The organism is Metabacillus halosaccharovorans, assembly GCF_002019635.1.
GTDB classification, from domain to species: domain Bacteria; phylum Bacillota; class Bacilli; order Bacillales; family Bacillaceae; genus Metabacillus; species Metabacillus halosaccharovorans.
On the sequence record NZ_KV917372.1, the window covers coordinates 158,036 to 181,344 of the forward strand.

General features: G+C 38.0%; 22 protein-coding genes and 2 riboswitches. All 22 genes read left to right on the forward strand.

Annotated elements, in window-relative coordinates:
• Positions 1–82: 82 nt before the first annotated feature.
• The 22 genes from BK577_RS15220 (at position 83) to BK577_RS15325 (ending at position 23,277) form a co-directional block, all read left to right on the forward strand.
• On the forward strand, positions 83–637 hold the full coding sequence (locus BK577_RS15220; protein ID WP_078433740.1) for a TetR/AcrR family transcriptional regulator: 555 nt from the start codon (positions 83–85) through the stop codon (positions 635–637).
• Positions 638–721: 84 nt separating this feature from the next.
• On the forward strand, positions 722–2,182 hold the full coding sequence (locus tag BK577_RS15225) for a serine hydrolase domain-containing protein (RefSeq protein ID WP_078433741.1): 1,461 nt from the start codon (positions 722–724) through the stop codon (positions 2,180–2,182).
• Positions 2,183–2,535: 353 nt separating this feature from the next.
• Positions 2,536–2,734, forward strand: a riboswitch (cobalamin riboswitch).
• A gap of 194 nt (positions 2,735–2,928) precedes the next feature.
• Entirely contained in the window at positions 2,929–4,476 is a 1,548-nt protein-coding gene (locus BK577_RS15230; protein ID WP_245823522.1) for an ABC transporter substrate-binding protein, read from the forward strand.
• Between the two features lie 6 nt (positions 4,477–4,482).
• A complete protein-coding gene (gene nikB, locus BK577_RS15235) occupies positions 4,483–5,415 on the forward strand; it encodes a nickel ABC transporter permease (protein WP_245823523.1) in 933 nt (310 codons plus the stop codon).
• Between the two features lie 13 nt (positions 5,416–5,428).
• A complete protein-coding gene (locus tag BK577_RS15240) occupies positions 5,429–6,256 on the forward strand; it encodes an ABC transporter permease (protein ID WP_169908298.1) in 828 nt (275 codons plus the stop codon).
• Position 6,257: 1 nt separating this feature from the next.
• A complete protein-coding gene (locus BK577_RS15245; protein ID WP_078433743.1) occupies positions 6,258–6,977 on the forward strand; it encodes an ATP-binding cassette domain-containing protein in 720 nt (239 codons plus the stop codon).
• Positions 6,977–7,747 carry an ABC transporter ATP-binding protein gene (locus tag BK577_RS15250; protein ID WP_342743302.1) on the forward strand — a complete coding sequence of 257 codons (771 nt, stop codon included), beginning with the start codon at positions 6,977–6,979 and terminating at the stop codon, positions 7,745–7,747. The genes BK577_RS15245 and BK577_RS15250 overlap by 1 nt, the downstream gene beginning before the upstream one ends.
• Before the next feature lie 98 nt (positions 7,748–7,845).
• A riboswitch (cobalamin riboswitch) is annotated at positions 7,846–8,023 on the forward strand.
• A 140-nt stretch (positions 8,024–8,163) separates the two neighbouring features.
• Complete coding sequence (gene cobJ / locus BK577_RS15255; protein WP_078433745.1) at positions 8,164–9,786, forward strand: precorrin-3B C(17)-methyltransferase; 1,623 nt, start codon at positions 8,164–8,166, stop codon at positions 9,784–9,786.
• A gap of 9 nt (positions 9,787–9,795) precedes the next feature.
• Entirely contained in the window at positions 9,796–10,572 is a 777-nt protein-coding gene (gene cobK, locus BK577_RS15260) for a precorrin-6A reductase (protein ID WP_078433746.1), read from the forward strand.
• Positions 10,553–11,227 carry a precorrin-8X methylmutase gene (locus tag BK577_RS15265; protein ID WP_078433747.1) on the forward strand — a complete coding sequence of 225 codons (675 nt, stop codon included), beginning with the start codon at positions 10,553–10,555 and terminating at the stop codon, positions 11,225–11,227. The genes cobK and BK577_RS15265 overlap by 20 nt, the downstream gene beginning before the upstream one ends.
• A complete protein-coding gene (locus BK577_RS15270; protein ID WP_078433748.1) occupies positions 11,202–12,338 on the forward strand; it encodes a cobalt-precorrin-5B (C(1))-methyltransferase in 1,137 nt (378 codons plus the stop codon). The genes BK577_RS15265 and BK577_RS15270 overlap by 26 nt, the downstream gene beginning before the upstream one ends.
• Positions 12,313–13,509 carry a precorrin-6y C5,15-methyltransferase (decarboxylating) subunit CbiE gene (gene cbiE, locus BK577_RS15275; protein WP_078435268.1) on the forward strand — a complete coding sequence of 399 codons (1,197 nt, stop codon included), beginning with the start codon at positions 12,313–12,315 and terminating at the stop codon, positions 13,507–13,509. Before BK577_RS15270 ends, cbiE begins: the two co-directional genes overlap by 26 nt.
• The gene (gene cobI / locus BK577_RS15280; RefSeq protein ID WP_078433749.1) at positions 13,506–14,210 is read left to right on the forward strand and encodes a precorrin-2 C(20)-methyltransferase; all 705 of its coding nucleotides are present in this window, start codon (positions 13,506–13,508) and stop codon (positions 14,208–14,210) included. The genes cbiE and cobI overlap by 4 nt, the downstream gene beginning before the upstream one ends.
• Complete coding sequence (gene cobM, locus BK577_RS15285) at positions 14,210–14,992, forward strand: precorrin-4 C(11)-methyltransferase (protein WP_078433750.1); 783 nt, start codon at positions 14,210–14,212, stop codon at positions 14,990–14,992. The genes cobI and cobM overlap by 1 nt, the downstream gene beginning before the upstream one ends.
• Positions 14,985–16,118: a cobalt-precorrin 5A hydrolase gene (locus BK577_RS15290; protein ID WP_078433751.1), complete on the forward strand. Its 1,134-nt coding sequence runs from the start codon at positions 14,985–14,987 to the stop codon at positions 16,116–16,118. The genes cobM and BK577_RS15290 overlap by 8 nt, the downstream gene beginning before the upstream one ends.
• Positions 16,118–17,503, forward strand: coding sequence for a cobyrinic acid a,c-diamide synthase CobB (locus BK577_RS15295; protein WP_078433752.1), 1,386 nt, complete (start codon positions 16,118–16,120; stop codon positions 17,501–17,503). Before BK577_RS15290 ends, BK577_RS15295 begins: the two co-directional genes overlap by 1 nt.
• Positions 17,472–18,101 carry a precorrin-2 dehydrogenase/sirohydrochlorin ferrochelatase family protein gene (locus BK577_RS15300; RefSeq protein ID WP_078433753.1) on the forward strand — a complete coding sequence of 210 codons (630 nt, stop codon included), beginning with the start codon at positions 17,472–17,474 and terminating at the stop codon, positions 18,099–18,101. Before BK577_RS15295 ends, BK577_RS15300 begins: the two co-directional genes overlap by 32 nt.
• Positions 18,098–18,859 (forward strand): uroporphyrinogen-III C-methyltransferase, encoded by a 762-nt coding sequence (gene cobA / locus BK577_RS15305; protein WP_078433754.1) that lies wholly within the window; start codon positions 18,098–18,100, stop codon positions 18,857–18,859. Before BK577_RS15300 ends, cobA begins: the two co-directional genes overlap by 4 nt.
• Positions 18,853–19,407, forward strand: a complete 555-nt coding sequence (locus tag BK577_RS15310) for a nitroreductase family protein (RefSeq protein ID WP_078433755.1) — start codon at positions 18,853–18,855, stop codon at positions 19,405–19,407. Before cobA ends, BK577_RS15310 begins: the two co-directional genes overlap by 7 nt.
• Positions 19,408–19,647: 240 nt before the next feature.
• Entirely contained in the window at positions 19,648–20,478 is an 831-nt protein-coding gene (locus BK577_RS15315) for a class I SAM-dependent methyltransferase (protein ID WP_078433756.1), read from the forward strand.
• A 70-nt stretch (positions 20,479–20,548) separates the two neighbouring features.
• The gene (locus BK577_RS15320; protein WP_078433757.1) at positions 20,549–21,748 is read left to right on the forward strand and encodes a CbiX/SirB N-terminal domain-containing protein; all 1,200 of its coding nucleotides are present in this window, start codon (positions 20,549–20,551) and stop codon (positions 21,746–21,748) included.
• A 461-nt stretch (positions 21,749–22,209) separates the two neighbouring features.
• On the forward strand, positions 22,210–23,277 hold the full coding sequence (locus BK577_RS15325) for a sulfite oxidase (protein ID WP_078433758.1): 1,068 nt from the start codon (positions 22,210–22,212) through the stop codon (positions 23,275–23,277).
• The last annotated feature ends 32 nt before the right edge of the window (positions 23,278–23,309 follow it).

Sequence of the window (23,309 nt, forward strand, 5' to 3'; positions counted from 1 at the left end):
ACTTGTTGTTTTTCAAAAAGTTTGACTAAAGAGTAACTAGGTTTTATAATTTGGTTGGTTAACCAAATTATGGAGGTGGAATATGGGAAAGGAAGATAAGAAACAACGTATAATAGATGCTTCTTATAAGGTTTTCGCCAATAAGGGTTATAATAATGCATCAATAAAGGATATTGCAAAAGAAGCTGATGTAACACCTGGACTCATTCACTATTATTTTAAAAATAAAGAAGAATTGTTATTTTCCGTTCAGAATTATGTTCAAGAGGGATATCATAACAAGTACACAGGGAAAGATGTGAATGATGTATCTCCATTTGACACATTACACGAGATAAAATCAAGGTCAGAAGAGGATCCTGAATGGTACAGAATGCGTTATGAATTATATTCTTTAGGCTTAAAGAATAAGGATATTCAAAAAGAAGTAGCTTCAATTTTAAGCAATGGAAGAGAAAGCTTAAGTAAACCTTTACAGAAACTTAGTGAAGCGGAAAAAAATATTGAAGGAATAGCCAGTATTTTGTTAGCGTGTTTCGATGGTCTCGCATTGCAGAAAATGTTAGATAAAGATTTTAATATAGATGAAGCATATGAAGTGTTAGGGAAATTGGTCGAAATCTATTTGAATGAATAGATTTTTTATTAACGGACAAATTGGTTGGTTGACCAATTAAAATGTATTCTTTACAAACTACATGTGAAAAAGGTGTGTTGAAAAATGAAAAAAGTATTTCTATCTATAATGTTGTTTACATTGTTCGTTAGCCCTATCTCTGCAATCGCCATGAGTAACAATCAGGGAGAACTCATAAAAGAATTTATGGACAATGCTATCGAAGAATACAACATTCCAGGTGCATCACTTGTCATTATTAAAGATGGAGATTTAGTTTTTCAAGAGAATTGGGGTGTTCAAAGCAATGGTTCTCCTGTAACAAATGATACGTTGTTTACATTAGGTTCTGTTAGTAAACCTTTAACAAGCCTTGGAATTATGATGTTAGTTCAGCAGAATATTATCGACCTTGATCAGGCAATTGATACGTATATACCATCATTTACATACAATCGAAATGGTCATGAACATAAAATCACAATTCGCCATCTTTTATCACATACAAGTGGTATTAGCTCTTATGAAGGCTTAAAAATAGCTGAGTTAAACCTAAGAGGAAAAGACGCCATAAATGATGCAGTTCAAAAGCTTAATAACGTAGAACTCAACCATGAGCCAGGTGAAGTGCACCAATACAGTGCAGCAAACTACTTACTTTTAGGAAAGATTATTGAAAATGTCTCAAACCAATCTTTTACTGAGTTTTTGAATGACGAACTATTCTCCAAGCTGGGTATGAACCAGACTGTCTCGAATTATAAAAGTGCCTCTGAACTAGGATATCAACCAGGATTTCAATCATGGTTTGGAAAGCCTATACAAAGTGAGAACATATATGATGATAGTGGGGCTCCATATGGATATATTTCTTCTACATCCAATGATATGTCTAAATATATACAATTTCTAATAAAGGGAGAAGGCTTATTATCTAAACAACACTTTGAAACGTACATTTCCCCCCAAGTTTCAAGAAAAGAAGATATGTATTATGGATTAGGCTGGAGAATTTCTACAAAAGAAAATGATTCTTATTTCTTCCATGGAGGAGAAACACCTGATTCACGATCTGAACTATTGGTTAACTCTGAAAAAAATTATGGTTTCATATTGCTGACGAATAAAAATAATATTTCTGAAGTGCTACAAACAACTTATATGAAAGAAGGTATTAAAGCAATTATTGAAAACGGTAAGTTACCTGAAAGTCCAAAGGTAACTCATCAAATGCAATGGATGACATTATTTGTGACGATCTTACTTGCGTTGTTGTCTGTATGGAATCTATTTGTCTTAAAGAGGAAAAGCACCGTACGAAATAAATTGTGGATTGTCGTTGGATTAACGTCCATTATATGTTCAATTGCTTTAATCCCCGCGTTAACCTATATATTTGGTGCACCTTGGCATACCATTAACTATTATGCACCTGACACAGCTTTTTTAATTAAATGTCTAGTTGGTGTATTAGCTTGTAATGGGTTTTTATTACTTTCTATTATTATCTTAAAAAAGAAAGATTTCTTAGAGAAAAGAATCCATGAAGATGAAACTATTTCGTAACAGATTGATCGTAAAGACGCTTATTAGATAAAATGTAACCAAAGAGAAGGTAATCAGTTGATTTTGCAGAATACTACTTCGTATGTATCAGCAAATTTTCCGAAAGATGTGTTCATATTTGACATTTATCCAGAAGTTAGAAGGAGAAATTAAGGGTGCTTCTATTATATTATTAGTCTCAGATATATTAATAAAAAACGGGAAATATCGTTTGTCCCTTTTATGAATTGAAGTATAGAGGTTAAGAGTGTAAGGTTAAATATTAGTTGTAACCCTCTAAATATTTTTTGCAATTAACATAAGTCTTAATTTTTCGCCAATATTTCATTATTGTATGGTATTATGTAAAAAACTTCATAATTTTTTCTATAGGTGCTATCCTTCTTAAAGATAGATAGCTTAAAAGGGAAGTTTGGTGAAAATCCGACACGGTTCCCGCCACTGTAATTTTAGAGCAACTTGCATAATGTCACTGCTTTTTATGAAAAAAGCGGGAAGGCGCAAGTAGTGTAGAAGATAAGTCAGGAGACCTGCCTATACGAACAACACTGATAGACCTACGGGAGATTAGGGAGGTGGCTAGTTTTGCTTATTAAATTTTGTGGATTTATAGACACAACCTGTGTATCTTTCTAAGGCATTTCTGACCTCTTAAGTCAGAAGTGCTTTTTATTTTGGTTTATTTAACCTACGTGCACAAAAGTAAACAGCCCGTTGTAAACTATTTATTTTTAGGAGGAGAACAATTGAAGAAAAGCTACAAAAGTTTGGCTACATGGTTTTTTATGGCATTATTCATAATTGCATTAGTAGGTTGCTCTGCTAAAGAGGAAAAACAAGTAGCTAATGAAAATAAAGAAGTGGGTGAAAAGACAGCTAGCTTAGCGTTTACTTGGAGTCCATCAAGCTTAGATCCACATAGTGAAGATAGTTGGGAGGTAATGCGATCAGGAACTGCGGAAACATTAATTAAATTAGATGAAGATTTAACACCAATACCATGGTTGGCAAAATCATGGGAGCAAGCAGACGATCGTACTTGGTTGTTCCATTTGCAAGAAAATGTAACATTTCATAACGGAAAAGTAATGGATGCAAAGGCTGTAAAGAATTCTTTACAACGTGCCATTGAAAAAAATCAAGGAACAAAAGATTTATTAAAAATTGAATCAATGGAAGTTGTATCTGAAGCAGAGTTGAAAATTGAAACAACAGAAATCAATGCAGCTCTAATCTCAAATTTAGCAGCCCCAGGTACGATTGTCGTGGATGTAGATTCTCTAGATAAAGTGGATAGCTATCCTGCGTTTACAGGTGTATATATGATTAAACAATTCAACCAAGACGAATCTCTAATTGTAAATCGTTTTGAAGATTATTGGGGTGAAAAAGCAAAACTAGCTGAAGTAACGATTAAATTTATTGCTGACGGTAATACGCGTTTAATGGCTTTACAATCTGGAGATGTAGATGGTGCAACCGATATTTCAGTTGACAATATTGAAGTTTTAGAAAAAAATGAAAAATTTGAGGTTTTAACAGCTAAATCATTACGTACACACTTAATGATGTACAACTTGGAATCTCCAATATTTAAGCAACTAGCTATTCGAAAAGCTGTCGATTCATTAATTCCACGCCAAGACATTGTGGAAGCTGTTATGAAAGGTCAAGGAACTGAAGCAGTTGGTCCATTTTCATCAGTATTACCATTTGGACAATTAAATGAAACACAGGAGGACGTTTCTGTTGAACAGTTCATGCACCAAGATGGTTGGACAAAAGGCAAAGATGGGTTGTGGGAAAAAAACGGAAAAGTTTTTGAAGCCACTCTCTTATCATTCCCACAACGCCCTGAGCTAACTGTTATGGCAGAGGTTATCCAAAGCAAATTACTTGAACAAGGGATGAAAATAAACATTCGCCAAGTAGAAAATATTGATGAAACACTGGATAAGGAAGAATGGGATTTAGCAATGTATAGTATGCTTACAGCTCATACGGGTAGTCCAAATTTTTTCTTAGAGGTTTTCTATAAATCGGATAGTTCGTCAAACAAAAACCATTTTGCCTCACAACAAGTTGATAAAATGATCAATGAATTACACCAAACAACTGATACAGAAAAAAGTAATGCTTTAGCAATCCAAATTCAAGAGGAAATCGGAAAGGAAGTACCCCATTCATATATTGTATATCCAAATACTGTATTTGCAGTGAACAAAAAATTGAAAGGCTTTGAGGCATTTTCAATTGAGTATTATTACAATAATGCTAATGTTGACAAAGAATAATCGTATATGATGCAAAAATTTCTACTACAACATATTACTCAATTAGTTCTTGTTATTTTTTGTGTTGCGACGCTATCATTTTTATTGGTTAGAATTTCTCCTGGAGATCCAGCAACGATTATGTTAAAAGCCAATGGTGTTCCTGCTTCTGATGAAGCTATTTATGCACTAAAGAGTGAATTAGGCCTAACAAATTCAATAGGCATTCAATATATTGAATGGTTACAGCAAATATTTACTGGGCAATGGGGCGAGTCATTTGTTTCAGAAAAACCGGTCATAAGTGAGTTGTTTGCAAGGTTACCAGCTACGTTAGAGCTTGCATTTGCAGGGCTTGTCATTATGCTATTAGTAACCTTGGTTTTAGGAATCTCTACGGCTGTTTATGAAAATGGAGTAGTGGATAAAATAGGCCGTGTTTTAGCACTCTTAGGTTCAGCAATACCTACATTTTGGTTAGGATTCCTATTTATGTATCTTTTCTCGGTTCATTTTGGATGGTTACCATCAATGGGAAGAAATAATTGGGAACATTTAATTTTACCAGCGACAACATTAGGTTTAAGCCTTGGGACAGTATATGCGCGGGTTTTGCGCATGCAGATGCTGGAAATGTTGCAGCAACCATTTGTTAAGGCATCTAGAGCAAGAGGAATATCAAAAAACAGGGTTTTAATCTTTCAAGTATTAAAGCATGCGCTATTACCAATTGTAACGATGATTGGTACAAGCTTTGCATATATGTTAGGCGGAAGTATCATTGTAGAAACAATTTTTTCATGGCCGGGTTTAGGTCGATATGTCATAGAATCTATTAATATGCGAGATTATCCTGTTATTCAAGGTTACGTTGTTTTTGCAGCTATCATATTTGTCGTCATTCATATACTAGTAGATTTTATCTATTTACTCATTGATCCGCGTTTAAAAGTTCAATAGGAGGATGCAGATGATGTGGAAGAGATTCAAGCAAGTAAATATAGGTTTGCTTGCAGGGTGTGGTATCCTAGTTTGTTTTTGTTTGGTAGGATTTTTTGCACCATGGATTGCACCTCATGATCCGATAGCCATAAATTTGGCTGCTAGATTACAGTCTTCAAGTTGGGGTTATCCATTTGGAACAGATCATCTGGGGCGTTGTATCTTATCTCGTATTATTTTTGGTGTTCGAATAAGTATTACATCTGCTTTGATCATCATGTTCTTTACTATGTTAATTAGTGTTCCAATTGCGTTATTCACAGGTTATGTAAGAGGACGTACAGATCATTTTATCATGAGGATCATCGATAGCACTTTAGCCATTCCGGATATTGTGCTAACGATTGCGATTGTAGGTTTATTAGGTCCTGGGTTAGTAAATATGCTGTTCGCCATTGTAGTCGTTCGTTGGGCAAGTTATGTTCGCTTCATTCGGAGTCTGGTTGTGAAAATATCTCAAGAAAATTATATTCTCTCAGCAAGAATGGCTGGAAATACTCATTTTCGTATATTAAAACGTTACATACTTCCTCAAATAGGGATGCCTATCATGGTTTTTAGTGCTTTAGATATGGGTAAGATTGTTTTGAATATTGCCGGTCTTTCTTTTTTGGGATTAGGCACTCAGCCCCCCACACCTGATTGGGGTGCAATGCTAAATGATGCAATTAATTATTTCCAGACTTCTCCACATGTTATGTTCTTCCCGGGTTTATCTATTGTTTTATTTGTCCTCGCATGTCAGTTAGTTAGTGAAAAAATAGGGATAATGAATAGGACTGTAGGGAAGGAGGTATAAAATGGAGGAAGGAAGCCCATTATTAAAGGTTGAGAATATAGAAGTTACATATAAACATAGACAGCAGCAAAAAGTGATTATTCAAGATGTATCTTTCATGTTATATCCAGGAGAAATTGTTGCAATGACTGGTAAAAGTGGTGCAGGTAAAAGTATCGTTTCGAATGCATTAGTTGGATTGCTAGACAAAGGGTTAAGTGTAACCAAAGGACAAATTATGTTTGAAGGGAAAAATATTGTTGAATTTAGTGAGCAGCAATTTGAAAATTTAAGAAAAGATAGTATTGCCATGATGATTCAACATTCATTAGACGGATTAGACCCGATTAGACTAGTAAAAAAGCAGATGTTAGAGACAATACGACAGAGAAAGCTAGGTACAAATCAAGAAGTTGAACAACAATTACATCATTTGCTCACTCAAGTTGGTTTTTCCGAACCCGAACTAATTCTTCGTTCATATCCATTTGAGTTAAGCGGTGGAATGAGGCAGCGAGTATTATTGGCGATGATCGTAAGTTTAAAGCCGAAAATATTAATTGCTGATGAACCAACAACTGCACTTGATATAGTAAATCGTGAAAAAGTATTAAGGTTATTAAAACAGTTACAACGTAATCTAGGATTAACGGTACTTCTCATTTCACATGATGAAAACAGTATAAAAAAGTATGCGGATCGTGTCATTCATATGAATGAAGGAGGGGTACTTTCATCATAATGTTAGAATTAAAACAAGTGACAAAAGTGTATCCTATTCGATTTCGAAGAGGGAAAAGTAAGAAAAAAATGGCCATTAACAATGTTAACTTAACCATTTCAAAAGGTGAAAGCGTAGCGCTTGTAGGTGAGAGTGGAAGCGGAAAAAGTACCATTGCAAAATTAATAATGCGAATGGAGAAACAAACTTCCGGGCAAATTTTATGGAATGGACATAGCATTGACTCAAAACAATTAAAATTTAGTACATTCTATAAAAATATACAAATGGTATTGCAAGATTCTTCATCGTCATTGCATCCTAAAATGCGTATTGAAGAGATCCTCTCAGAGCCTATTCGTAATTTTTTTCCAGAAAAAAAGAATTGGTATGAAGAATGTAAGAAACTATTGGATGTAGTTGGCTTGGACTCGTCATTTTTGAAGTATTTTCCTAATCAATTAAGTGGTGGGCAAAAACAACGTATATGTATAGCAAAAGCTTTAGCCGTTAAGCCAAAACTCATTATTTTGGATGAATCTATCGCTAGCTTAGATCGTCCTTCTCAAGAGTCAATTCTAGAAATTTTGAGATTGTTTCAACTACAAAACGGAACAAGTTATCTATTTATCACCCATGATTTACAGTCCACTAAACAACTATGTAAACGTATAGAAGTAATGCATCAAGGGGAAATCGTAGAGACTATTACACATTGGGAACGCGGGCAGCTAAAGCACCCATATTCACAATTACTTTTTGATACCATGAGCCAATATAATGAAGCATGATATCAACTTAAAAAGGTATTTTCTACATAAGCTTTTATTATATTTACAAAAAATAGTATATTAACTTACGAGATTGTATGTTATATTAATAAAAAATTTAATAATGAATTTAAATAAGTGCTCACAAATGTGAGGTAAAAGGGAAACTAGTGAAAGTCTGGTACTGCCCCCGCAACTGTAAGAGCTGATGAAATTACAATACCACTGAGATATCGGGAAGGTGTAAGAGTAAAAAGAAGCTTAAGTCAGGAAACCTGCTTATTTAAACGACACTTGCTTTTCGGAGGGAGAAGTATAGGCGGGACAATGTTACCTATTGTTTTTGTGTTTTTAGTATGCTTTTTTTATATTGCTATTTCACATGCCTGTATTCCTTTTAAAAGGAGTGCAGGCATTTTTTATTTGGAGGTAAGTCTATGAATAAGGGGAAAATTTTTGTTGTTGGCTTTGGTCCTGGTGATCGTGATCATATTACAAATCGAGCTGTAGTTGCGTTGCAGCAAAGTGACTGTATCATCGGCTATAAAACATACGTAGAGTTAATTGAACATCTGGTAACAGCAAAATCCATTGTAAGTACAGGTATGACAGAAGAAGTGTCACGTGCACAGGATGCAGTAAAGAAAGCGGAAGCAGGGCAAATTGTCTCAGTCATTTCCAGTGGAGATTCAGGTGTTTATGGTATGGCTGGATTAGTGTATGAAGTGCTGATTGAGAAGGGCTGGACTGAAAAAGAAGGAATTGAGATAGAAATTGTTCCGGGAATTTCCGCCATTAATTCTTGTGCGAGTTTATTAGGTGCGCCCGTCATGCATGACTCATGCACGATCAGTCTAAGTGATCATTTAACACCTTGGACTGTAATAGAAAAGCGAATTGAAGCAGCTGCGATGGCGGATTTTGTTATAGCTTTATATAATCCGAAAAGCGGTCGACGGACACGCCAAATAGTAGAGGCACAACATATTCTATTAAAATATCGTTCTCCAGAAACACCTGTAGGGCTTGTGAAAAGTGCCTATCGTGAAAATCAAAATGTTGTGCTGACAACCCTGGATGAAATGCTGGAACATGATATCGGAATGCTGACAACGGTAATAATTGGGAACTGTTCTACTTTCTTTTATGACAATAAAATCATTACCCCTAGAGGTTATCAGCGTAAATATACGTTAGGGGAGGAAAAGCAAAGTTTAAAACCGCATCAGCGTTTGAAAAAGGAAGCCGAGCCATGGGCATTAAATCAAGAAACAGGGGAAGCGCAAGGTGGTTATGAACAAATTGAAAGGAAAAAACAAGAAGTTAGCTCATTAGATTTAGCCTTAAAGGCTTTATCATTGGTGTCAAAATCGGAAATAGAACCGCCGCAATTAGTTCAGCAGACGATCGAAGATATATTTGAATTCGCTGTTTCACCTGGTGTTGCCAATAAATTTATTACCCCAAAGCAAATGAGCGTATTGGCAGAAACCATTGGCGAGACAGGCACCATGGAATATACACCAGATCATCGTTTTTTACTAAAAGTTCCAACAGATAAGCCCGAATCGATTGTGAAAAAACTTGAACAAAATGATTTACTTGTCATGCCTGTCGGAGATGTTTTAAATCTAAAAGCTTGTGATTTTTGCTACGGTGAAAAAGCTGAATCTATTCCATATGCAGAAGAAATATCATCGAAACTGGGAGGATTGAAGCTTCCAAAAGAATTACATATTGGTTTCAACGGTTGTGGGATGGCCTGTTATCGGGCTGTATTCGATGATATCGGGATTGTTTACCGCAAGAAGAAATTTGATTTATTTATTGGCGCTAAGCCGGTTGGCCGAACAGCACATGCTGCACAGCCAGTAGCAGAAGGAATTGAGCCAGATCAACTGCTGCCATTATTAACGAAATTGATAGAAGAATACAAACAAAATGCACATCCAAATGAACGCCTTTTTAAATATTTTAAACGTGTGAAAAGAATTCAGTATTTTAACTATCAGGATATGAGCTCCAAAATTGAAGTCGAGCCGGCACCATGTGGAGATTAGGAGGAACACATGATTTTATTCTTAGCAGGCACAAGTGATGCGAGAGCATTAGCCATTCAATTGCAAAATCAAGGCTATCCTTTATTAGCAACAGTTGTCACAGAATCTGCAGCTGAAAGCTTACATGCACGCAATATTCCTTATCAAGTCGGGCGCTTATCTGTTGATGACATGATGGAAATGATTCAGAAGCAAAAAATGACCTGTGTCATCGATGCCAGCCATCCGTATGCGGAAGAAGCGTCGAAAACCGCAATGGCAGCAGCACTAGCATGTGAAATTCCCTATATTCGTTATGAAAGACCAGAAGAACAATTTATTTCTCCACTCATTACAGAAGTTGAAAGTTATGAAGAAGCAGCAAAATTAGCTCAATATCATAAAGGAACGATCATGCTGACAACAGGCAGCAAAACATTGGAAATATTCGCTGAATATTTAATACGCGATGAAATCCGCCTTATATGCAGAATGCTCCCAAATGTAGGAAACATGGAAAAATGCAATCGTTTAGGTATAAAACAAAAAGACATTATTGCGATACAAGGACCATTTTCTGAATCTTTAAATAAAGCATTATGTGAGCAATACAATGTGACGCTGATGATTACAAAGGAAAGCGGCAAAGTCGGATCTGTAGATGAAAAAATGGCAGCTGCTCTGCAATTAGGGATTCCTGTTATTTTAATCAAACGTCCTGCGATTAAATATGAAAATTTTTGTACTTCTTTTGAAGAAGTAACTCAATTATTGGGAGGTTTTATTCTTGGCAAACACAAACTTTAATACCAAATTTATTCCTGTAACAGTAGATCCAGACAAAATTTATGATTACAGCTTTTCCATTATCAAAGAAGAAATGGGCGAACATCCATTTACAGATGAGCAATGGTTAGTTGTTCGGCGTGTCATTCACGCTTCGGCAGATTTTGAGTTAGGCCGTAGTATGATTTTTACATCGGATGCAATTAAGGCAGGGATTCAATCCATTTTAGCGGGTCGTCATGTAGTGGCAGATGTTCAAATGATTGAAAGTGGTTCAGGTCGTAAGAGATTCCAAAAGCATGGAGGGGACTTGCATTGTTATATTGCGGATGATGATGTCTCAAAGGAAGCAAAGGCTCAAGGAACAACACGGGCTATTATTTCTATGCAAAAAGCAACGCGTTTACATCAAGGAGGAATTTATGCCATTGGCAATGCACCAACCGCGTTGCTGGAGTTAATTCGTTTAATAAAAGACGGAGTGGCAAAACCGGATTTAATTATTGGAATGCCCGTCGGGTTTGTATCAGCAGCAGAGTCGAAAGAGGAGTTAGCTGTGCTCGAAGGAATTCCATTTATTACGAACAAAGGGAGAAAGGGTGGCAGTACAGTGACAGTCGCTGCACTTAATGCCATTTCGATTATGGCGGATGAACGAGCAAAAGAAACGAAATAAAAAAGATCCTTCCCAAATGCGTCACGGCTACACGACAGGAGCTTGTGCAACAGCGATGACAAAGGCAGCACTGCAAGCTCTTGTCGTTGGAAAGGTACCAGAAGAAGTCACGATTTATTTACCGGTTGGTCAGTATGCAACATTTAAAGTAACAGCATATGAAGTGTTAGATAACAGGGTAATGTGTGAAACGATCAAAGATGCAGGTGATGATCCTGATGCAACACATCAAGCTCGAATTCAGAGTACTGTTTGTTATTCAGAAGAAAAAGGCATTCATTTAGATGGCGGGATTGGTGTAGGGAGAGTGACAAAAGCTGGACTGCCTGTACCAGTTGGCCAAGCAGCGATAAACCCTGTACCTCGTAAAATGATAAATGGTGTTGTAAAAGAAGCAATAGAAAGATATAAATTGGATTGCGGAATTGAAGTGGTCATTTCTGTACCTGACGGTGAAGAGATTGCTGAAAAAACATTGAATGGGCGTTTAGGCATTATAGGAGGAATTTCAATATTAGGTACGCGGGGAACAGTGGTACCATTTTCAAGTTCTGCTTATATGGCAAGTATTGTACAAGCGGTCAATGTAGCAAAAGAAGCAGGATGTGAGCATTTAGTTATTACAACAGGTGGACGCAGTGAAAAATATGCTATGCAGCAGTATCCTCACTTACCAGAAGAAGCATTTATTGAAATGGGCGATTTTGTCGGTTTTACATTAAAAAATATTGCGAGGAAGAAAATTCCGAGAGTCTCGTTAGTAGGGATGATGGGGAAGTTCTCAAAAGTTGCCCAAGGCGTTATGATGGTTCACTCAAAAAGCGCTCCGATAAGCTTTGAGTTTCTAGCAGGCATTGCCAATAAAGTGGGTGTTAATGAGGAGACGCAGCGAGAAATTTTACAGGCGAATACGGCTTCACAGGTTGGTGAAATGCTTAAGGGAAACGAAGCATTCTTTGCAACACTTTGCAAAAACTGCTGCTATTATGCACTGAATCATATGAATACTGACATGATCGTGTCGACAACCTTGTATGCCATGAATGGAGATTGTTTAGGAAAGGCTGAGAACATTGATGAATTGGATGAAGATGATTGGTATAGGGGATAATGGCGCGGAAGGATTGCTCCCCCAATATGTTGAGTGGATCAATGAATGTGATGTATTAGTAGGCGGAGAGCGTCATTTATCATTTTTCCCGGAATTTAAAAAAGAGAAAAAAGTAATCAAAGGTGGTTTAACAGCGTTAATAGTCGAATTGGAGCAAGAAACACGGAATGTCGTTATTTTAGTGTCCGGTGATCCACTGTTTTATGGGCTTGGCAGTTTACTTGCAAAAAAGCTTCCAATAAAAATTTATCCATATACCAGCTCAATACAGCTCGCTTTTTCTAAAATGCAGGAAAGCTGGCAGGATGCGTATATTGTTAGCTTGCATGGCCGCACCATTAAAGGATTTGCGCAAAAAATTGATGGGCGTAAAAAAGTTGCCGTTTTAACAGATAAAACAAATTCCCCTAATGAAATCGCATCATATTTAAAGCGTTTTGGTATGACAGAATATGATGCCTTTGTTGCTGAAAATTTACAAGGTGAGAAGGAGCGCTGCCGCTTTTTCGATTTAGACGAAATGGAACAAAGCTCCTTTTCTCCATTGAATATTGTGATCTTAAAACAGCGCACAACGGTTGAACGCGCTTCTCTTGGAATTCCGGATGATGCTTTTCTTCAAAGGAAGCCAGATAAAGGACTCATTACGAAAAGAGAAATCCGTACACTTTGTCTGCAGGAGTTAGGACTTAAAGAGAATAGCATTGTTTGGGATATAGGAACCTGCACAGGTTCAGTTGCGATTGAAGCAGCAAAAATAGCTCGGGAAGGTGCTGTGTATGCAATTGAAAAAAATGAAGGTGACCTTGAAAACTGTCTTCAAAATCAACTAAAACATCGTACAGATTTTGTTGCAGTGCTGGGGAAAGCACCTGACCGTCTGGATGAATTTCCAGACCCACATGCGATTTTTATTGGCGGTAACGGTGGAAATATGGAGCATTTATTACAAACATGTATTTCACGCTTACAGTCAAATGGACGCCTTGTTATGAATATTGCAACGATCGAAAATCTGGCAGAAGCGTTGCAACATCTAAAAATATTAGGATGTGAAGTAACGATATTACAAGCACAACTTTCAAAAAGTAAGCCAATCTTACATTTAACACGTTTTGAACCATTAAATCCAATCTATATAGTGACAGCAAAGAAAGGAAAAGAAGAATGAAAATAGGAACTTTATTTGGATTAGGTGTTGGGCCGGGAGATCCAGAATTAATAACAGTTAAAGCATTTCGCAGATTGCAGGAAAGCCCGGTCATCGCTTATCCCAAAAAATTAAAGGGCAGTAAATCTTATGCCCATCGTATTGTTGAAGTATATATTAATCCAGCGGAAAAAGAGATGCTTGGCTTGGTATTCCCCATGACAAAAGATGAGGATACCCTCCGTACTGAGTGGACGAAATCTGTGGAAGCAATTTATGGCTATTTAGCACAAGGAAAAGATGTAGCTTTTGTAACAGAAGGGGACCCTATGCTGTTCAGCACATTTATTCATTTAATGAACCTTATGAAATCGATGTACCCTGATGTTCCAATTGAAACGGTAGCAGGAATTTCTTCATTTAATGGTTCTGTTAATCGTTTAGGGATTGCATTGGCTGATGGTGATGATTATGTTGCTATGATTCCTGCTACGGAGGATATGGAAGAAATGCGCCGAGTGATTGAAACTCACGATGGGATCGTCTTTATCAAAGTAGCAAAAGTATTAGACGCAATGCTCAATCTATTAGAGGAAATGAATTTATTAGAAAAAGCACATGTGGTTACAAAAGTTACATCTGACGAAGAGGTTATTTGGAAGATCAATGAGCTTCAGGGTTCAGAATTAAATTACTTGTCATGTATGGTGGTGCGCAAATAATGAAGAAAATTTGGATTATCGGTGCAGGTCCGGGAGATCCGGATTTAATTACGGTGAAAGGCTTAAAGCTATTAAAAGAAGCGGATGTTGTGATGTATACCGATTCACTTGTAAGTGAAACGTTAGTAGCGGAAGCGAAGGAGTCAGCTGAAATAATCCGCACAGCAGGGATGCATCTGCAGGAAATGGTGGATTGTATCGTCGATCGTGTTCATGCAGGCAAAAAGGTTGTTCGTTTACATACAGGAGACCCCGCGATGTACGGGGCAACGATGGAGCAAGTAGCATTACTGAAGCAGTATGAGATTAGCTATGAAGTTGTGCCAGGTGTAAGTTCTGTTTTTGCATCTGCAGCAGCTGTTGGGGCAGAACTGACGATTCCAGATTTAACCCAAACTCTTATTTTAACACGTGCTGAAGGACGAACACCTGTGCCTGAGCGTGAAAAATTACAATCACTTGCAGGCCATCACTGTACGATTGCCATGTTTTTAAGTGCGACATTAACAAAGAAAATTACCAAAGAACTGCAGGCTGCAGGATGGGCAGACGATACACCAGTTGCTGTTGTGCAGCGTGCTTCGTGGCCTGATCAAAAAATTGTGCGGACAACACTTGCTGAATTAGATGAGGCAATGCGTGTGAATGGCATACGCAAACATGCGATGATTCTGGCAGGCTGGGCATTAGACCCGCATATCCATGAGAAAAATTATCGTTCGAAGCTATATGATAAAACCTTTACTCATGGGTTCCGCAAAGGTGTGAAGGAAAATGATTAGTTTATGTGAAGGTGAAATTCCTGTAATTGTAAAGCGAAAACCATATGCACTCGTCGCCATCACGAAACATGGAGTGGCACATGCAAGAAGCTACGCTGAAAAATTCCCGTATGCGGACCTGTATTATATGAAGAAATTCGAGCAGGGCGACGAAGACATGCGTCAAATTCAGTTATTTGATGGAACGGTCCGCTTATTATTGCCCGCTTTGTTCCAGCAATATAAAGGCATCATTTGCATCATTTCCCTCGGTGCTGTCGTACGCATGATTGCCCCGCTTTTAATAGATAAAAAGAAAGATCCTGCAGTGTTAGTAGTGGATGATAAAGGTCAATATGTCATCAGCGTATTATCGGGTCATATTGGAGGTGCCAATGCCTTAACACATGAATTAGCCCATGCGATCGGTGCTGTACCCGTCATTACAACCGCATCAGATGTTCAAAAAACGATTCCTGTTGATTTATTTGGCGCCCAATTTGGGTGGATATGGGATAGTGAAGAAAAGCTAACACCTGTTAGTGCATCGGTAGTTAATGAAGAGCATGTTGCGATCGTGCAGGAAACAGGAGAAAAAAATTGGTGGATGTACAAATGCTCAATGCCTGAAAATTTAATTATTTATCCAACGATCGAAGAAGCAATCAAAGCTAAGCCGCAAGCTGCACTGCTTATTACAGATCGATTAATTGAGGCACATGAAGAGGTACTGCTTGAGAACGGAGTTATCTATCGACCTAAATCAATTGTACTAGGTATAGGCTGTAATCGTGGTACAACAATGGAAGAGATTGAACTAGTCATAGATGAAACATTATCAGAACTTTGTTTAAGTAAAAAAAGTGTCAAAGCAATTGCGACCATCGATTTAAAGAAAAACGAAACAGGTCTGCTTGAATTAACAGCTAAACATAACTGGCCGTTTGTCACTTACACACCAGATCAGCTAAATGAAATTCCGATGCAAAACCCATCGGAAACAGTCTTTAAATATACAGGTGCGTATGGGGTCAGTGAGCCCGCTGCATTGCGGTATGCGAATGCGAAAGAGTTACTGCTGGAGAAAAAGAAAAGTGGAAATGTGACGATATCCATTGCACGTGTCAATTTTGAGGAGGTAATATGATGAATCGGTTTGTTCTAGCCGGCACTGGAAGCGGTGTTGGAAAAACTACGTTCACAATCGGCATCATGAGCGCTCTTATGAAGCGAGGTTTAATCGTTCAGGGCTTTAAATGCGGTCCAGATTATATTGACCCAACCTATCATACTGCTGTTACACAACGACCTTCTCGTAATATTGATAGTTTCATGATGTCACATGAAACAGTTCGCGCCATTGTCGCAAGAGCGAGCAAAGATGCAGATGCAGCTATTATTGAAGGAGTCATGGGCTTTTATGATGGCAAATCGCCATTAACAAATGAAGGATCTGCTGCTCACATTAGTGAGATTACAAATAGCCCCGTCATTTTAATTATCAATGCTGCTAGTATGGCTAGAAGTGCGGCTGCCATCGTCAAAGGGTTTCAAATGTTAGATGGAAATTCAACTATTGTTGGTGTAATTGCCAATCAATTAGGAAGTAAAAATCATTTTGATATTGTCAAAGCAGCGATTGAAAAAGAATGTGGAATTCCTGTCATTGGTTATTTGCCAAAAGGAGCTATACCGATGATGCCGAGCCGTCATCTAGGGTTAGTGCCAGCCATTGAACGAGGCGATTTAGATTCCTATTTTGATAGACTCTCAGAAGCAATTGAAGAAACAGTGGATATTGAACAACTGCTGGAAATTACGAAAACACAATCATTAGAAGTCTCTCCATCTATTTTTGATATAAAGCCGCGAAGACAAGAAGTACATATTGCAGTTGCAAAGGATGCCGCTTTTAACTTCTATTATGAAGAAAACTTAGAATTACTCCGTGCATATGGTGCCACATTGCATTACTTCTCTCCATTACAAAATGAGGAAGTTCCAGAACAAGCGCAGGGGCTGTATTTCGGCGGGGGTTTCCCGGAAGAGTTTGCTAAAATCTTGGCGGAAAATGAAGAAACTATGCAATCAATAAGAGCAGCGCTTAAGCGAGGATTGCCAACATTAGCGGAGTGCGGGGGTTTTATGTATTTAACAGAGGAAATTGTGAATCGTCAAGGACAGGTATTCCCGATGGTCGGGATTATTCCAGGACGTGTGCGGATGCAGGATAAATTAGCGGCACTTGGCTACCGGGAAATTACAGGTGTTCCGGGTAACTTTCTAATTAATGAAGAGGAGCAGGCAAAAGGGCATGAGTTCCATTACTCAACATACGAAGGGAAGCATACATCACCTGCTTATTTTAGTAAAGGCCGTTTTCGTGCTCATCAGGAAGGATATCTACATAAAAATATTGTTGCTGGATATACACACTTTCATTTTGCTTCAAATCCACAGATTGTGAAAAATTGGCTGACAGCATGTTTGGAGGTAAACAATGAATTATTTCCCACTATTAATGAATATTGACTATAAAAAGGTTGTTGTTGTCGGGGGAGGACAAGTAGCACGTCAAAAGGTGGAAGCACTGATGCCAACAAATGCGTTGGTGACGGTGATAAGCCCAGCGGTAACCGAAAAATTACATCACTATATTAAAGAAGGACATGTGACATGGAAAGAAAAAGCATTTGATCCTGCAGACTTAGATGATGCAGCACTGATTTTCGCCGTAACAAATGACGAAGAGGTAAACACTGCCGTGGAAGAAGCGGCCCAGCATTGGCAATTACTCAGCCGTGCCGATGCTAAAGGGCGTATTGATTTCATCAATCCAGCAGTCGTTCGCCGCGGTGATTTCGTTTTGACTGTATCAACGTCTGGAGCAAGTCCAGGTCTGACACGCCAAGTAAAGTCGGATTTAGAAGAGCAATTTGGAGGACATTACGCTCAGTATGTTTCTTTTTTAAAGGAAGCACGTCAGCGAGTTTTACAAGTGTTTACGGGGGATACGAAAAAACAGCTATTAGCAGAGCTCCTGGATCCACAGTTATTACAGTGGATGGAGCAAGGTGAAAAACAAAAATGTGAAGCGTGGCTGCAACAGCGAATAGGAGAAAAACGGTGAGTGGATTTGTATATATTGTAGGAGCTGGTCCTGGTGACCCAAAACTTTTGACGATTCGTGGATTAGAGTGCATTCAGCTAGCAGATGTGATTTTATATGACCGTCTGGTGAATGTTGAATTATTAAAACATGCGAAAGCAGACGCCGAGCTGATATATTGTGGAAAAGAACCTGGCAAGCATGGACTGATTCAAGATGAAATTCATCGTGTACTAGTGGAACAAGCTTGTCTTGACAAGCAGGTTCTCCGCTTAAAAGGCGGTGACCCATTTGTGTTTGGACGTGGGGCAGAAGAAGCCGCGATTTTACGGCAAGCGGATATTCCATTTGAAATCGTGCCAGGTATTACAGCTGGGATTGCGGCGCCTGCTTATGCGGGGATTCCTGTCACACATCGTGATCATGCAGCAAGCTTTACGATCGTTACAGGTCATGGCCGACCAGAAAAGGAGCAGGATTTTTTAAATTGGTCCGCGCTTGCTCAAATTGATACGGTGGCCTTTTATATGAGCATCGGCAATATCTCACATATTACGAAAAGCTTAATAACCTATGGCAAAAGTGAAACAACCCCTGTAGCCGTAATTGAATGGGGAACAACCAAAAATCAGCGTACGATTACAGGCAATCTCTCCACGATTTCACAAGATATTCAAATACATCGTATCACTAATCCAGCCATGATTTTAGTTGGCGAAGTGGTTCGTGTACGAGATCAAATTACCTGGTTTATAGAAAAGGAGCATGAATTATGTTAGATGCATTAAAAAATCGCCGCGCGATTCGCCAATTTAAAACGTGCGAAGTGGAACGTGACAAAATCGAGACATTACTAGAAGCAGCAACGTATGCACCAAATGACCGTATGCGTGAGCCGTGGCATTTCTACGTATTACAGGGAGACAGCTTAAAACGTTATGAGCATGTGGCACTTGATTATTTACAAAAACGTTTTCCAACAAAACCACATTTAGTGGAAAGCTCGATGGAAGCCATCACAAAAACTCCGCTTGTCATTGTGGTGACATCTGCCATTGTTGATCGCGATGAAGGTGCAACAAAAGATAATACCTTTGCAGTCAGCAGTGCGATTATGTCGATGTGGTTAATGGCCGAACAACTGGGTTTAGGAATGGTATGGCGTACACGCGGTGTAGGCTTAGTTCATGATACAGCTTTACATCATTTTGTTGGTGCATCAGATGAGGAGCAATTAATCGGGACGTTATGTATTGGGTATCCTGCAGAAGAAATTACTACCGAAAAAAAGCGTACACCATTTGCAGAAAAAACAACTTGGTTATAAGAGTGGTTGGAATGGTAGCAAGACAGGTGATGCTTTTAGCATATAAAGGCAACCGGAATAGGAATACAGAAGATATCTTAACAAGGGAAAAGCTAGGCAAAAGAAACTGCGTCGTGACGTGATCAGAATATGGGCAAGAGAAACTTGGGAAGCGTCAATCATTGCAGCCTTATACATCAGCTGCTGTTGAAAACACCAAAAGTATTGTCCAATTTGTTGTGAAAAAAGAGGAGAAATTCAATGATAAAACAATCCCTTTTGCAACTTGATTTTGAAAAGCTGTGGAAAGAAGGAATGTTAGACTGGCATGGAAAAATGCCAGAAAGAATGATTGATGATGAGATGGAAGAAGCATTTTGGGCTCAGTCCATGAAGAAAAAAACATATAAGCAAATTGATGGGTATGCAAAAAAAATATACGAAAAAATAAAACAGCATATTCCGCAAAATTCAACTTGTATCGAAATTGGTCCGGGATGGGGCAACTATACTTTCCAACTCCATCAAGATGTAAAACGGTTAACGTTGGTGGATGGTTCTGAAAGTGTGCTGACTTATTTAAAACAATACTTTGAAAACGATGCGAATGTTCAGTTCGTTCATAGTAAATGGGAAGAAGAGCAACTTGAGGAACATGATGTTGTTATGGGGGTGAACTGTTTTTATCGTATGTATGAAATGAATGCGGCGCTGAAAAAAATGAACAAGCTTGCCAAAAAACGCGCCATCATTGGTTTAACAACAGGACCTATACAGCCCCATTACGTACAATTAGATGAGCAGTTCGGCTATGATATTAAATACCCTCGCCGTGATTATATTACCATCGTCAATATGCTTTATCAGTTAGGAATTTATGCAAATTGTGAAATGCTCAAGCTGGAGCGTGAGTATCGTTATGAGACAATGCAACAATTATATGTAGCACAAAGCAAAAAAATCTTATCAACTAGGTTTGATATGGCACATGTAAAAGAATCACTCAAACGCTTTATAGTAATGGAGGATGGCCAGTATGTTTACCGTTATCCATTCTATGCTGCGATTATTAGTTGGGAGCCTGTGAGGTAAAATGACTAAGTTTCTTTTTGCCATTATTAATATGTGGACAAGATGATGGAAGAGGGGGAAATCACACTTTATGACAACCTGGAATTTAACGCAAATGCAGCGTCACATACTCATTTGCAATGGGGCAACCTGTATGGGAGCAGGAGCCGAGGCGGTAACGCAGCAAATTCGAGACGAAATTCGGAAAAACCGTTTAGATGAGGATATTCATACATCGCGGACACGATGTAACGGGCGCTGTAAAGATAAATGCGTCGTAATTGATTACCCAATAGGGACATGGTATTCGGTTCAACATGAAGAAACTGCACGTGGTATTGTGCATGAAGAAGTTAAAGAAGATGCTATCATTTATTCAATGGAGCAAGGTGTGCGGAAACGTGGCGAAGACCGCATAAAAGGAATTGAAAAATACAAGAAAGATAATGCACCGATGAAAAAAGCTGTATTATTTGTTGGACACGGCAGCAGACTGGAGGCAGGAAATGTAGAGGTTCGCGAATTTGTCGGGCAAATGAAAGAATACATTGATCCAGCCTTTTTAGTAGAAACATGTTTTTTAGAGTTTGCATCACCAAATATAGAAGATGGAATTCAGTTGTGTATTGAAAAAGGTGCAGATGAAATCCATGTCATTCCAATCATTCTATTACATGCAGGACACTCAAAACTGCACATTCCTGCAGAAATTGAACATGCGAAAGAACATTTCCCAGATGTTCGATTTACATATGGCCAAACGATAGGTGTTCATGAGGAAGTGTTTGAAATTTTGAAAACAAGACTTATTGAAGCAGGTTTTGATGTGGATCAAAAGCATGAGGACACGGCCATTTTATTAATTGGGCGAGGTGGCAGCGATCCATATGCTAATGGTGATTTTTATAAAATCAGCAGGTTATTGTGGGAGAAATTACATGTACCTATAGTTGAAAGTGCCTTTATGGGGGTAACGACGCCAACTGTGCAGGATGGGATAGAACGATGCATTAAATTAGGCGCAAAAAAAATTATCATGCTGCCATATTTTTTATTTACAGGAATTTTAATGGAAAGAATGTATAAAATGGCCGAACAGTTTAAGGAAACTTATCCGTATATAACAATTGATATTGCACAGTATTTTGGCTATCACCCAAAATTAAGAACGGTACTGTTGGAACGTATGAATCAGGCCATAAACGGTACTTCCACTGGAAATAAAGATTTAGAAAATTTCCGTAAATATGCGGAAGATCATGGGTATGAGCATCATCATCACCATAATTAGAGGAAGGCCAACCGGATTTGATTTTAATCCGGTTTTTCTTTGTTAATAAAAGTGCAAGTATGGTAACAAGTTCATTTAACGTAGTATATGACCCATGACAAGACATATCGGGGGAGTCAATGGTGCACTGGGAAGGGCAGAAATTATATCAAAAAATGTAAGGAGTACAAAGATGATGGCTAGGCTCTTAAAATGTAGTTATACCAACTTGGATGTCTGCAAAAGTGTCGTCATAACGGAATCTTTTCCGACTATTCACTCGGAACAAATATAAATTGAAGTGGTTTTTTGGGATCATGAGTTATATCTTTTTACGAAATGTTCTAGGATACATTTTGAATGGTAACTAAACATATCCCATCGGTTCTTAATTTTCCAAAACGACGAAATAATCTCTGAATGATTACTCATAAATTACATATGCATGAATTAGCAACTACATATAAAAAGAGGTGGCTTTTATGAGTAATTCTCATCAACATGAAGTAAGACCATACCTGACGACAAAGACGTTAGTTCCTGAAAACCAGGAAACACCTATCCATTTTATTAATGGCGATATAGTTAGTAATAGACTGTTTTATAGAAGAAATCATTTTCCTTATCCAAGATTTGCGTCTTCCTTTTATTTTCTGCCAATTGAGGGGCTAGTGCATAAACCAAAAGTTTTTTCTTTACAACAAATTTACTCATTGCCATCTAAAACGATAAAAGTGGTTTTAGAATGTTCTGGTGATAAGCGTGAGTTATTTAACCCAAAAGTGTATGGAGAGCAATGGGGACAAGGTGCGATAAGCCAAGGAATTTGGAAAGGTGTACCTTTAAGATCCTTATTGGCGTACACAGGATTACTTGATACTGCCAAAGAAATTGTTTTTGAGGGGCATGATTATGGAGAAAGACCTGATTCTAGCCAACTGTATCGTTTTTCAAGAAGTTTACCTATAGAAAAAGCCCTTGATCCCGATACCATTATTGCGTATGAATATAATAATCAACCGATCCCCTTCAAGCATGGTTTTCCGCTTAGGTTAATTGTTCCTGGATGGTATGCAATGGCATCTGTCAAATGGGTTAAAAAAATAATAGTGATTGATAAGGAATTTAAAGGACCTTTTCAAGCAGATGATTATGTTTACTTTCCGAACAAAGAGAACGATAGTGGAAAATTCCCTGTTACGACGAACAATGTTAACTCAACGATAAAATATCCTTTAAATAGGAAATTACTGCATTCAGGGGTGTATGAAATTACTGGCATTGCTTGGACAGGTAATGGTCATATTGCAAAGGTGGAAATTAGTTTTGATGGAGGTCAAACTTGGGATACATGTCAACTAACTTCTTCATCCGAGAAATATGCTTGGGTTTGTTGGAGTTATAAATGGGAGACACTTAAAAAAGGCGAATATACTATACTATCCAAAGCGACTGATTCTAAAGGAAATGTTCAACCATCAGAGCCGATGTGGAACAGAAAAGGTTATGGTTACAACGCCATAGATAGGATAAAAGTTAAGATTGAATAACACACATGTTTCACCTATTAATATTGAGTTTA